Below are 11,794 nucleotides of genomic sequence, written 5' to 3' on the forward strand. Positions count from 1 at the left end.
GGAGTACGGGTCGGCCGGGACTGCCGCGGACCTTCTCACAGGCGGCTCGGAATCGTCGTGTGCACCGCGGTCCGCGCCGGTGGGCTCTGCTCGCTCAGCCGTGGCGGGCTACCGGTGCCGCCGGACCGCACCTGACGGGCCGGCATGGCGTGGGCGCCGTCGTTCGGTGTGCCCGTGGCATCGGTACCATCAGCACGCCATTCGATAGATGTTGCATTCCAGGAGTGGTCACATGACTACCACGCTGAGCACGTTCACCCGCGAGCAGGTCGAGGCAGCTGCCTCCCGGCGCATCCCCCTCCACCACACCACTGGGCTGCCGGGAAGCTGGTACGTCCTCGTCGGCGTCACACTCCACTACGTCCGCGACCTCGTCCAGGACGTCACCGGCGAGAAGCCGAACATCGTGGAAGCCCGCAAGGCGCTTCACGCCCTCGAATTCCCGCTGTTCTGCTGGGCCTCCGACGGCATGGTCGCCGAAGGCCACCCCTGGCACACCGGCCAGGCCGACTGACCACCGCCCCTCACCGGGCACGGGCCCGGTCTGCTGTCGGCGGGAAGACGTACCCCGAGTGCGATCCAGCCTCGCTCCGGCCAGGCGGACTCGCCGCCTTCCCATCGCCAACCCGCCTTGCGGGTCAGTGCCAGCCGGTGCAGGACCAACTGCCCCCTTGGCCGTCGTAGATTTCCACGCAGGCTCGATAGGCGTTGCTCGACCCGACCATCTGTGTGTACGCGGCGTAGGAGGGCGAGGCGTTCGCCGTGTACGAGTTCCCGCGCCGAATCTCGATCTTGAACCGCCAGTTGCTGTTGGCCTTCTGGATTCGCGCCCAAGCGGCGCTGCACCGGGACGAGTTCCGCAGCTCCACCTCCGGCCCACCGCCCGCCGGCTGCACCCGGTCGATGACCCTGGCGCCGGAGCCGCATCCCTCGCTCTGGGGGTTCTTCCCCGTACATGAGGATCCCCTGCATGAGGTCGGCGCTGCTGCCGCGGCGGGCAGGGCGGGGGCGAGCAGGAGCGCTGATGCGAGAACTGCGGTGGTGAGGGAGGAGAGGGCTGAGCGGCGAACGGCCATGCGGTGTCCCTTCGGCATACCGGGAAGAACGCGCGGATGACTGCATCCGGCGTATGACGTTCCATTTGATAGCCACCCGGGTGGAGCGCCCACAACAGCGGCACGGGCAAACCACCCCCCGGAGTGATGTGCGGGCCATGACCTGCGCGAAGTTGGCCTCCACGGGGCCGTAAGGTCGCCCCGAACCGCTGTCCGCGCCTTACCGGGCGACAGCCTGTTCGCCACCCACAGGCCGGTCTGCCTGTCCACGCTGACCCACCGCCCCCAGCCCGCGAAGACGGCCCTCGACCGGCAGGAAGCCGCGCGGTCTCACGAGTCTCGGCGGCAAGTTCGTCCTGGTGGTGGGGCAGGGGCCGGTGGGCCGGGCCGTCGCCGAACGGCTCGGGGTGTTCGGCTGCACGGTGGTCCGGCTCGCCCGCACGCCCCGCACCACCGCGGAGGGCGTGGTTCACGGCGCCGAAGCCCTCCACGGCCTCCTCCCGGCCGTGGACGCGGTCGTCCTGTGCGCGCCGGCGACCGACCGGACACGTGCCATGTTCGACACACGGACCCTCGCCCTGCTGCCGGACGGCGCCATAGTCGTCGATGTCGGCCGTGGTGAACTCGTCGACACCGACGCGCTGGTCAGAGAGGTGGCGAGCGGTCGGCTGCCGACCGCCCTCGACGTCACCGACCCCGAGCCGCTGCGCGCCGGGCACCCCCTGTGGCAGTTGCCCGGCGCGCTGCTGACCCCGCACGTCGGAGCGTTCACGGACGTCTTCGAGGATGCCTCCCGGGATTTCCTCAGGCGGCTGCGGCGCTACGCCGAGGGGGCGCCCCATCGGCGGTGTTCCTCGTCGGTGAGGATGACGCGCGCGGGGCATGTTCCCGCACTCGCCCGCCGATCCGACGCCGGAACTGCGCGATCTCTCTGAGCATGGAGCATTCCCCGGCAGGCACCTACCGCGCCGGACGGGGGGCGGCGCAGGTGCCGAGGTGTACGTGCGGCGGGCCCGCCGAGTGGTGGGCCCGCCGTCGGAGCCTCGTCAGTGGCGGCGGCTGAGGTGCCGGCGGCGAGCGGCACCAGGCCGTCGACATGGTCGCGACGCCCACAGTGAAGCCGGACCGACCGGCTACGTCGGCTGCCGTGCCTGTTGGCCGGATGTGCGCCCGCCGTGGGAGGCCCCGGGTCGGTCATGGTCGGTACACCCTGCCGGGCTGGGGCGACGCGGGGGCCATGAGCTGGGAGACGGTGACGATGGTGTAGCCACGTTCGTGCAGTTCGTCGATGATGCCCGGCACGGCGGGAACGGTGCCCTTGTAGCGGTCGTGCAGCAGGATGATCCCGTCCCGGTCCGTCTGGTCCAGTACCCGCCGTTCGATCAGGGCCGTGTCCGTGGTCTCGTAGTCCTTGGCGGTGACGCTCCACAGGATCTGCGCCAGACCCAGCTTCTTCATCACCGCGGAGACCTTGTCGTCGGTCCGGCCCTGCGGAGGGCGCATCAGCCGGGGGGCGTGGCCGGTGATGCGGCGTACCTCCTCCTGCACAGGGGTCATCTCCGCGGCCATCGCCTTCGGGTCCAGCTCGGTGAGTACCTTGTGGGACCACGTGTGGTTCGCTATTTCGTGGCCTTCTCGCGCCATGCGTCGAACGGTTTCGGGATAGGTGTCCGTATGGCCTTTCCCTTGCAGGAAGAAGGTGGCATGGACTTTCTTCTGTTTCAGGATGTCCAGCAGCCTCGGAGTGGGCTTGCTCGGGCCGCCGTCGAAGGTGAGCGCGACGCATTTGAGTACGTCACAGTCAGGTCGCTCGCCCTTCGGCGCCGGTTCGGTGGCGGTCGCTTCCTCGCGTGCGCTGCGCGGGGAGGTGACGCCGTGCAGTGTGCTGCATCCCGTGCCCGCGAACAGACAGGCGCCCGCGACGAGGGTGAGCATGCCCCGGCGCAGGGTGTGTCGTCGCAGGTTCACTGCTCCGCCCCCGTTTGTGTCGCGGTGCGCGTCCGGCGACGGGCGAGAACCGCGACTGCGACGAATGCCAGGCCCAGGAGCAGGGGCAACACCTCACCTGCGGCGGGGAACTGTCCCAGGAGCACGGAGAGATGTGCGAGCACGCGCTCCGTCAGGCCGATGACGCCGGCCACCGTCAGACAGAGGCCGATCACGACGCAGACCGCCGGGATTCCACGACCAGCGGACAATGCCTTGCGAATGTCACTTGTTTCCATGCCGAATAAGGTAGGAACTCGCGGGCGCCGTGGAATCGGCAAAGAGTCTGTTGCTGCACGTGTTCCAAAGAATGAGCCACCGGTGGCCGTACCTATACTTTGGTATAGAAGGAGTCGTCGGGGACGCGGAGGCGACGATCCCGGCGGGCGGATCGCCTACGGTTGCTCTCGTGACGGAGATACGACAGGCGTGGCGGGCGCATCCAAGAGCCGTGGATCTGGCTGTGGCCGCCGCCGGCGCCGGTCTCACGCTGCTCGTGGCCCGGGCGAGGCAGGAAGGGCTGACGGTCTATCCGCAGTTCGCCGGCGGAGCTCTGGAGGGGGCACTGAGCCGGTCACTTCCGTTCGCCTGGGAATCCGTCACACGGGGCAGCGTCGTCCCCCTGCTGGCATGCGCGGCGTTGGCGCTGCGCAGACGACAGCCTGTGGCCCTGACCCTCGTCCTGGTCCTGCTGAGCGCGGGATGGCCCCTCGCCGTCCCGGTGCTGGTCTGTCTTTTCACCGTCGCGAACACGTGCTCCGCCCGGATCACCGGGTGGGTCACCGCCGCCGTGCTGGTTCCGCTGGCGTTCCACATCGCGTGCACGCCGTACCTGGGTCTGCGGGGGCTGGCGACCGTCCTCTCCACCGTCACGCTCGTCGCGGGCACCGTCGGATGGGGCCTGGCCGTCGCCGGGCTGCGTGACAGGGCGCTGCGTGCGGAAGCCGAGGCGGTCACACACGCGCGGCTGGCGCAGCAGCGAGCCCGGGAGGAAGTCGCCAGGGAGATGCACGACGTGCTCGCACACCGTCTGTCGCTGCTGTCCATGCACGCCGGCGCGCTGGAGTACAACCGTGACATGCTGCCGGAGCAACTCGCCGACGCGCTCGGCGTCGTCAGGAGCAGCGCCAATCAGGCGCTGGAGGATCTTCAGGATGTCCTGCGCGTACTGCGTGCCCCGACGGTCGCTGATCACACCGAGCCTCCACAGCCCACGCTGTCCGAGGTGACGGATCTGGTGGAGGAGACGCGGGCGGCAGGCGTCGAGCTCCGTCTGCGGCAGCGGCTCGACGAGCCGCACACCATGTCACCGTCCGTCGGCCGGACGGCCTACCGGCTGCTTCAGGAAGCCCTGACCAATCATCGCAAGCACGCGCCCGGCACCCCTGTGCATGTGACCCTGACCGGGGATGCGAGGGCGGGACTGGCCATCGCCGTCACCAATCCCCTGCCGGTCGGTCCCGCCCGGCCCGCACCGGGCTCGGGCCAGGGTCTGATCGGCATGGCAGAACGGGTGGACCTCGCCGGCGGGCGCCTGCACCACCAGAAGACCCCCACCGAATTCCGCCTTGAGATCTGGCTGCCATGGACGACGTGATCCGCCTGGCCGTCGTCGACGACGATCCCTTGGTCCGCTCCGGCCTGCGGCTGATGCTGTCGGCGGCCTCCGACATCGAGGTCGTCGCGGAGGCCGCCGACGGCGTCGACGTGGAGTCCCTCGTCGACGCGCACGACACCGACCTCGTCCTGATGGACATACGTATGCCCAGGATGGACGGTCTCGCCGCCACCGCGGCGCTGCGCCGACGCGCCGACCCACCCGAGGTGCTGATCCTCACCACCTTCACCGGCGACGGCTACATCCTGGACGCGTTGCGCGCCGGGGCCGCCGGATACGTGCTCAAACACACCCCGCCGGAGCAGATCGTCGCCGCCGTGCGCAATGTGATGGCCGGTGAGCCCGTTCTGTCGTCAGCGGCAGTCAAGCAGCTGATCACCGCGGTCACCGCCCCGGCGGCGGATCCCGGTCCGGAGCGCCGCACCCGGCGTACGGAGGCCGAAGCGATGCTGGACCTGCTGGCGCCCCGGGAGCGGGAGGTGGCGATCGCCGTCGCCGAAGGGAAGACGAACGCGGAGATCGCCACCGCGTGTTTCATGAGCCTGCCCACGGTGAAGGCACATGTGTCTCACATCCTGACCAAACTCGGCCTCAACAACCGCGTCCAGATCGCCCTCCTGGTGTACCGCGCCGGCCTGGTCTGACCCGCGGTACAGGATCGAGCCGGGCGGCGAGGGACGCGAGGACTGTGGCGTCCCTCGCCGGGCCGGGTGTGGGCTAACTCGTCCAGCTGTGGGCCACGTCGACGACGACCCTGTCGTCCAGCCGGGTCACGCGGAAGGGCAGTCGGGCGCGTACGCCGAGGCCGACCTGTGTCTGGCCTTCGAAGGTGCCGCCGAACCGGGTGTCCCGGAAGGTGCTGTACCCGCTGATGTCCACGCCGGGCAGGGCCTCGCCCACCTTCCCCGGGTAGGTCGGCGCGCCGGCCTCCAGGTCGTAGCTCCACGCGCCGACGCGGATGTCGAGGATCGCCCCGCCGGCGACGGGTATGTACGCGCCCGAGGGGTCCGCGGAGAACCGGTCCACGTACTGGACCTGGTAGCCGATCCGGTCGCCGCCGCCGGGCACGTCGAACACGATGCGGTCGTAGCACTCGTGCTGTCCGGTCCTGATGTCCTCCAGGTGATCGGCCCCCATGGCGGTACCGGTCCTGGCGCCGCTGCCCCAGCCCGTCGGGCAGGCCACCGCCGCGCGCGGTCCCTCCGCCGGGGCCGCACCCGCGGTGCCCGCCGCCGTCCACAGCGTGGCGCCCGCGAGCGCGAGCACCGCCGCTGCCGCTTTGATACGTCGCATCCTGTCCCCCTTGGTCGAGCTTGGTCGCGGAACCCTGATGCCGGGTGAGACGGCCCGCCGCACGGGAAGGTTGTACGCCAGACAGGGGCAAATGGGGAATCTTGCCGTCCGTGAGATCCCCCTGCGGCGCTGTCCGTACAGCGGGCATGACGATCAGGCCGCCACCAGGTACGTCTCGTCGTCGAGCGTGCCACCGGTGGACTCGGCGAAGCTACGGGTGCCCGTCACCGGACTTCCGTCGCGGCACGGTGGGGGCGGGTCGCCGTAGTGCTGGGAACGGTGAGGCTCGGCGCGTACCGGGTTACTGGGGTCGTGGCCGCCATTCGAAGAGCAGGATGGTCGCGTCGTCCCGCAGCTGGTTGCGCTGGTAATCGCAAATGGCGTGGATGAGCAGCCGCAGTACCTCGGCCGGGCGCTGGCCGGCGACGTTGGAGTGGATGATGAATTCGGTGAACCGGTCGAGGCCGAACTCCGCACCGTTCGCGTCCCGGGCCTCCACGACGCCGTCGGTGTAGAGCAGAACGCAGTCGCCCGGTTCCAGTTTCGTCTCGTGGATCTGCCGGGCTGCCGGGGCGAGCGGGCCCGCGAGGCCGAGCGGCGGCTGCGGGGAACTGTCGAGCGCCCCGGCGAGCACCCGCTCGTCACGGATCAGCAGCGGTGGGGGATGACCGCAGTTGACCCAGCGCAGCACCCCCGTCTCAGTGTCGAGTCGGCACAGCACACCGGTGCAGAAGTGGTCGGGCAGCCACTGGGCGAGCGCCTGGTCGACGGAGCCGACGATGTCGGCCAAGTCGCCACCGCCGCGGCGGGTGTTGCGCGCCGCCGCCATGGCGACCGACGTGGTGAGGCCGGCGACCAGATCGTGACCCATGCCGTCGAGGATCATCGTGTGCAGTTCGTGCTTGACCACGGTGTGGTCGAAGGCGTCGCCGGCGATGCCGTACGCCGGTTCCAGGACCGCGGTCGAGACGCACCTGCTGCTGCCGATGGTGCGGGGTGGCAGGAAGGCTCGCACCATCTCGGCGGGCAACCCCATGGGTGCGGTGCGGGTACGGGCAGCGAGCCAGTCACTGTAGGCACGCTTGGAAGAAATGATCATGGCGAACAGGTGGGCCAGCATCCGGGCGCGGCGCATCAGCACCCCGTCGAGCGAGGTGACGCGCACCGCCAGTACACCAAGCCGCTCCGCACCGTCGAGCAGCGGCATCCAGACGATCAAGCCGTCATCAGCATCGACCACACGCGGGGAGATCGTGCGGTACGCCCAGCCGGCCGACGAGCGGTCCACCGGGAGCGATTCCAGAGCCTCGTCGAGTGGGATGAGCAGCCGTTGTTGCAGGTCCGCGAGGTAGATCAGCGCGGCGCCCAGGCCGAGGGCTGAGGCGCACCGGTCGACCAGGGCAGGCAGTTCGACCGGCAGGGCCGTTTGCGCCTCGGTGATCAGCTGTTCCCAACCATTCCCCTTTACGGCGGGGTCGGGATCGGAGGGCGCGTCTGGTGGGTCCGGCACGGGGATCACCCCTTCCATGCCCAGTCTCACACTGATCCCGTTCTCTCACGCCTCCAGTTGGTTCCGCCACTCGACGCGCGCCTCCGGTCCGCCGGCGGCGCCGCCGTTTTGACGGTCCCGGCCCGGCAGTCGCCCGGCCGGCCCTACGCCAGGACTGAGCGCGTTTCTTCGCGGCGGCCGACGTAAGTGCGATCGGTCATCGCCGGCCTGGTGGCTCTATCCCCGGGCCTGACCTGCAAGGATGCTGTATTCGCACAAGACGGCCACCGGGCCGCCCCGGGTCGCATGGAAGATCGCGGTTACCGTCTTCGACGTGCGGCGCCTCAGCCGGTGCATACCGCTGATCAAGAACCCATGGCCGCATTCGTGAAAAGGATCCATACTTGCAGGCAGCAGCCACGTGGGCGACGGGAGCGGGCCGGCCGGAACTCGGGTAATGGCCGCTGTCTTCAGACGCTTCAGAGCGTGTGTGGAAGATGCGGCGCATTCGTCGCCGGCATCGGCAGGGGGAGAGCAGGCCGAAGACGTAGTGGCGCTGCGCGTCGTCGAGCCGTAGCGCGGTTGCCGGCGCTGTCAGGACGCTGGGAGTGTCTCGACCTCGACTACGACGCCCTCGAAATCCCCGCCGACCCCGGCCTGATCATCGTCGCCTACACCCTCTCCCCCAAATCCGCCCATGCGGACGTGTTCCGCCGGCTGCGAGAACGCACTGCGGCTCCGGAACCAGTGAACCGAGCCAGAACGTGACTCTTTGGTCGGCTGAGCAGTTGATCGGACGTCTCGGTCCGATCAGTGATCACTGACGCCATGTGGGACCGGACCACGCCGCTGATGCCGGCCGATCCGCTTGGACCGTCTCGGTGGGCTCCACTCTCTGCCGCGCCCACCAGCACGCCGTCTGCGCCGGGAACCGGGGGCGCAGGACCGGGCCGAAACCGTCACTCACGCGCATGACAGAGGTCGCTGCCCTCAGGGTCAGCAGGTGTGCGGATCACCGGCGTCGTCGGCTGGACGGCTACCTCCTGGGGCCCGGCGGCTCTCGATGTGGCGCACTGTTCCGGTGATCTCGCGCTGCCGCACGGCCCGGCGCGGGGTCAGCGGTTCGCCGGGCGTATGACGAGGCCGACGGGACGGCCTGACGGGTGCGCAAGAAGTGCAGTTGGTGGCGCGGGAGGGGCAGAGTCGACGACGCGAGACGTGGAGGAGCGGCTGGATGCCTATGTCACCACCCCGATGGACGCGCTGGGCTGAGCCAAGGCGGTCCGGGGCGGGGACCCGCACCGAACGTCGGGTCCGGCTTCCCCTCACAACCGCCATCATCGGCTGGCTCGAGTCAGCCACCCCGAGGCTGTGAGCACGAATGCGCTCAGTCTGCCCCGACACGCATGGTGAAGCTGACTTCGGTAGAGCCGAGTGTTTCGGTCACCCTCCAGCAGCCCGCCGCCGGGAAGGCGATGACCGTCGGCCACCACTGCCGGTCACCGTCAGCGGTGGCAAGTCCGCCGGTGCTGCCGCTCACGGAGCCGGGCGCGTCCAGTCGTTCGACTTGGACGCGCGGGGCGCCCTTCTGGCCCGTCACCCGTCCTCGGGCGTCAAGGGTTATCGAGGCGTACTTCGTACGGTAGCCGTCTTCGGGTTCGTCCGTGCGATCCAGAAGAGACGGTTTGGTCACCCATAGGTCGTGGGCGCCGTACCAATCCATGGCCTTGTCAAAGTCGTGCACGGCGGCTGGTACGGAGTCGGAGGGGACCGATGCGGTTTCCTGGCAAGCTGCGTCCGTCGAGTCGGCGGCATCCGACCGACTTGTTGCAGAGGGTGGCGAAACCGGCTGGCGGGGCGTCGACGTTGAGCAGCCGACGGCCAGCATCACCAACGGGCACACCAGGAATGCCGCTGCGCTTTCTGCCCACCCTCGCATGTGTCTCAGTCTTCCACGGCCGTGAGCTCCGGTGAGCCCTTCAACCTGGGTTGCATTGGTGTGGTGCGTTCACGGAGGAGTTGCCGGCTTCTTGAGGGGCGCCAGGACTGCGGGAGGCGCCTCCCACCGACGGTGGAACGGGCCTGACGAACCCTCATGTGTCGTCCACGATGGCGAGGAGAAGCCTCCGCGTCAGCCCGTACCGGATGCCGCAGGGTGTACGGCACCGGTCCAACGGCGGGTGGTGGTCCGCCACGGTGATCACTCCCTTGTCGCGGGAAGCGTCACCGACCGAACTCCGGCCGGTCAACGGCCGCCGTGCCGGGCCGTACCGGTGCAATGGGTCGCTCAGGGCACCCAGGACACCCTCGCCACGGAGCCGCGCTGTGAGCGGGGCGTCTTGGCACCGGACTTACCGGATTCGGTGCCGCATCAGCCCATGGCCTCCCCGGGGTGTCCTCGCGGGAGCGGCTGTCGGGCGGAGTCTTCGTTGCCGGGTGCGTTCGTGCGACACGACGCCGGAGTCAGGGCAACCTGCGACCGCCACGGCACCACGGTGCGACGACCGCCGCCCGAGCCCGGACCGGCGATGCGGAGTGGTAGGTCGGATGACGGATGGCCGCGTGCCGGACCTGAGAAAACCTCATGGGGACCACATGAGTCCCCTCAGGAAGGTATGTCATGCCACAGGAGCGGTTGACCAGCTCCGGTACTTCGTCGACCTGGGCCAGTTGACCCTGGAAGAGCACTTCGAATCCGACGAACGTATGACCTTCACCGTCGTCGCCGACGGCGGCTTGGTGCCGGACGGCTACGTGGAGACGGTGGCCATCAACGCGGTGGAGATCCGGCCTGACGTGTTCCTCACATCCTGGAAGGAGGTGTCCGGGGCCACCATCACTCATCTGGAGGACTTCGAGCGCGGTGTGGTCCACTCGCGCATCACCCTGCCGGACGGCACCCCGTTGGCACTCACCGGCACCATCAAGCCGCTGGACTGACGACTGCGGCGCGTTCGTTCCGCACAGTCGGTCCGACCGGGCGGTTGTCGCGGCGGGCCGCGGAGGCGTCAGGCGATCGACTGGTTGCCTGACGCCCGCCCGGTCCGTCCGCGACGACGCAGGCCGGTCGCGACGATCGCGTTCGCATGTCGAGAGGACAGCCCATGTCCACTCCTTTCGATCTCGTCGCGAAGGTTCCTTCCTCCGCGCTCGCCATGCTGACTTCAGCGACGGCGGAAGGCTTGCGCTGCCTCGGGCGAGCGGTGTCTTCGGCGCCGGCGGCACCGACACCTCGCCCCGGCCGAGCTGGTCGGGCTTCCCCGAGGAGACCCGGAGTTTCGCCGTCACCGTCCACGACCCCACCGCCCCGACCGGCAGCGGTTTCTGGCACTGGGCCGTCGCCGACATCCCGGCCACGGTCAGCGAGCTGCCCGCCGGGGCCGGCGACGAGCCGGGTGCCGGACTGCCGGAGAAGGCCTGGCAGCTCGCCAACGACGCCGGCCTGCGGCGGTACGTGGGAGCCGCCCCGCCCGCCGGCAGCGGCGAACACATCTACCGGACAGCCTGGCTGAACGGTGCTCGCCGGACCAGGAGGTGACTTCGATCGGTCAGCCTGCTGTCGGGCTCCGCGGAGCCTACGCTCACGTGAACCCGTGGCTCCGCTCCGCTTTCGCCACGTGCAGCGTGCAGCTCTGGTACCGCTCGGCTCGCCCGCGCTGTTGCTCCGCGCGGTGCTCGGCGTTGCTCCGCCACTGCGCGAGGGCGTCGGCGTCGCGGAGGTACCCGACTGTGATGCCCGGCCCGCCAGGAGCGACCGGCGCCATCCGACTCTGCGCCCACTCCGGCAACCTTCGATACCGAAGTCGTCCGAGTCGCCGGGCTCGATGCGCCGGCCCGAGTCGGCTATCGCTGGCTCCACCAGACCAAGCCGCTCACGATGGCACTGCCGGACGCTGACGCCAGGCCATAGACCAGTCCGTGACTTGCTGTGCGGCCCAGAGACCGCAGACACCGCTGTCGCCTCGTGGGACGTCCAACCTGGGAGGTGGCGGTTGAAACTGTCGGCTCCCGGCCGGTGCCGGCCGGCGTGGACGCATGGTGGGCATCGCTCGTCGGCTCCGTGAGTCCCATGCTTCCTTCTCCCTTCAATGAAGCTGCGGGCTGTCCTCGCCGCCCCTGCGAGCTCAGGGTCACGGATACGACGGCGGCTGATCAGGTGGATCGAACAGCATGACGACGTCCGGGCAACGCCTGAAACAGGTCCTTGCAGAGCGCGGACCAGCACGTTTTCAGTGACGGGGCACGTGTTGTAGGCGCAGCCGCACCGCACGGGCGCACAGCACAGGAACGCTGGAAAGCCAGGCACGCGTTGTCGGTGAAGCGGACACCGGCGCTGAGGAGGGGCATTGAGTT

At 69.4% G+C, this 11,794-nt stretch carries 10 protein-coding genes and 3 pseudogenes; 7 read left to right on the forward strand and 6 right to left on the reverse strand.

Going from position 1 to position 11,794, the window contains the following annotated elements:
• Positions 1-232 precede the first annotated feature (232 nt).
• Positions 233-514: a hypothetical protein gene (locus IE273_RS11475; protein ID WP_189815045.1), complete on the forward strand. Its 282-nt coding sequence runs from the start codon at positions 233-235 to the stop codon at positions 512-514.
• Positions 515-638: 124 nt separating this feature from the next.
• Here IE273_RS11475 and IE273_RS45090 read toward each other — a convergent pair whose 3' ends face one another.
• The gene (locus IE273_RS45090; RefSeq protein ID WP_373309323.1) at positions 639-1,094 is read right to left on the reverse strand and encodes a DUF2690 domain-containing protein; all 456 of its coding nucleotides are present in this window, start codon (positions 1,092-1,094) and stop codon (positions 639-641) included.
• 299 nt (positions 1,095-1,393) lie between these two features.
• On the opposite strand from IE273_RS45090, the pseudogene IE273_RS11485 reads away from it, so the two are divergent.
• Positions 1,394-1,990, forward strand: a pseudogene (locus IE273_RS11485) (NAD(P)-dependent oxidoreductase); the annotation flags it as partial.
• Positions 1,991-2,249: 259 nt separating this feature from the next.
• On the opposite strand, the gene IE273_RS11490 reads toward IE273_RS11485, so the two are convergent.
• Together IE273_RS11490 and IE273_RS11495 are read right to left on the reverse strand one after the other, a co-directional pair.
• Positions 2,250-2,990, reverse strand: a complete 741-nt coding sequence (locus tag IE273_RS11490) for a polysaccharide deacetylase family protein (protein WP_189815323.1) — start codon at positions 2,988-2,990, stop codon at positions 2,250-2,252.
• 29 nt (positions 2,991-3,019) lie between these two features.
• Positions 3,020-3,280: a hypothetical protein gene (locus tag IE273_RS11495; protein ID WP_229887161.1), complete on the reverse strand. Its 261-nt coding sequence runs from the start codon at positions 3,278-3,280 to the stop codon at positions 3,020-3,022.
• Positions 3,281-3,450: 170 nt separating this feature from the next.
• On the opposite strand from IE273_RS11495, the gene IE273_RS11500 reads away from it, so the two are divergent.
• Positions 3,451-4,638, forward strand: a complete 1,188-nt coding sequence (locus IE273_RS11500) for a sensor histidine kinase (RefSeq protein ID WP_229887162.1) — start codon at positions 3,451-3,453, stop codon at positions 4,636-4,638.
• The gene (locus IE273_RS11505) at positions 4,626-5,303 is read left to right on the forward strand and encodes a response regulator (protein ID WP_189815047.1); all 678 of its coding nucleotides are present in this window, start codon (positions 4,626-4,628) and stop codon (positions 5,301-5,303) included. Before IE273_RS11500 ends, IE273_RS11505 begins: the two co-directional genes overlap by 13 nt.
• A 73-nt stretch (positions 5,304-5,376) precedes the next feature.
• On the opposite strand, the gene IE273_RS11510 is transcribed toward IE273_RS11505, so the two are convergent.
• Complete coding sequence (locus tag IE273_RS11510) at positions 5,377-5,952, reverse strand: AMIN-like domain-containing (lipo)protein (protein ID WP_189815048.1); 576 nt, start codon at positions 5,950-5,952, stop codon at positions 5,377-5,379.
• Between the two features lie 301 nt (positions 5,953-6,253).
• On the reverse strand, positions 6,254-7,480 hold the full coding sequence (locus IE273_RS11515; protein ID WP_189815049.1) for a PP2C family protein-serine/threonine phosphatase: 1,227 nt from the start codon (positions 7,478-7,480) through the stop codon (positions 6,254-6,256).
• Between the two features lie 948 nt (positions 7,481-8,428).
• On the opposite strand from IE273_RS11515, the pseudogene IE273_RS45095 reads away from it, so the two are divergent.
• A pseudogene (locus IE273_RS45095) lies at positions 8,429-8,713 on the forward strand (aminoglycoside phosphotransferase family protein); the annotation flags it as partial.
• Between the two features lie 115 nt (positions 8,714-8,828).
• Here IE273_RS45095 and IE273_RS11520 read toward each other — a convergent pair.
• Positions 8,829-9,185, reverse strand: coding sequence for a hypothetical protein (locus IE273_RS11520; RefSeq protein WP_189815050.1), 357 nt, complete (start codon positions 9,183-9,185; stop codon positions 8,829-8,831).
• 851 nt (positions 9,186-10,036) lie between these two features.
• Between IE273_RS11520 and IE273_RS11525 the strand changes: the two genes are divergently transcribed.
• Positions 10,037-10,381 carry a MoaF-related domain-containing protein gene (locus tag IE273_RS11525; RefSeq protein ID WP_189815051.1) on the forward strand — a complete coding sequence of 115 codons (345 nt, stop codon included), beginning with the start codon at positions 10,037-10,039 and terminating at the stop codon, positions 10,379-10,381.
• A 164-nt stretch (positions 10,382-10,545) separates the two neighbouring features.
• A pseudogene (locus tag IE273_RS45475) lies at positions 10,546-10,943 on the forward strand (YbhB/YbcL family Raf kinase inhibitor-like protein); the annotation flags it as partial.
• Positions 10,944-11,794: the final 851 nt, after the last annotated feature.

The organism is Streptomyces olivaceoviridis (assembly GCF_014650115.1).
GTDB lineage: Bacteria > Actinomycetota > Actinomycetes > Streptomycetales > Streptomycetaceae > Streptomyces > Streptomyces olivaceoviridis.

Excerpts from the sequence above, each read along its gene's own strand:
- IE273_RS11475 (WP_189815045.1), top strand. The coding sequence starts at position 233 with ATGACTACCACGCTGAGCACGTTCACCCGCGAGCAGGTCGAGGCAGCT.
- IE273_RS45090 (WP_373309323.1), bottom strand. The coding sequence starts at position 1,094 with ATGCCGAAGGGACACCGCATGGCCGTTCGCCGCTCAGCCCTCTCCTCC.
- IE273_RS11490 (WP_189815323.1), bottom strand. The coding sequence starts at position 2,990 with ATGCTCACCCTCGTCGCGGGCGCCTGTCTGTTCGCGGGCACGGGATGC.
- IE273_RS11495 (WP_229887161.1), bottom strand. The coding sequence starts at position 3,280 with ATGGAAACAAGTGACATTCGCAAGGCATTGTCCGCTGGTCGTGGAATC.
- IE273_RS11505 (WP_189815047.1), top strand. The coding sequence starts at position 4,626 with ATGGACGACGTGATCCGCCTGGCCGTCGTCGACGACGATCCCTTGGTC.
- IE273_RS11510 (WP_189815048.1), bottom strand. The coding sequence starts at position 5,952 with ATGCGACGTATCAAAGCGGCAGCGGCGGTGCTCGCGCTCGCGGGCGCC.
- IE273_RS11515 (WP_189815049.1), bottom strand. The coding sequence starts at position 7,480 with ATGGAAGGGGTGATCCCCGTGCCGGACCCACCAGACGCGCCCTCCGAT.
- IE273_RS11525 (WP_189815051.1), top strand. The coding sequence starts at position 10,037 with ATGAGTCCCCTCAGGAAGGTATGTCATGCCACAGGAGCGGTTGACCAG.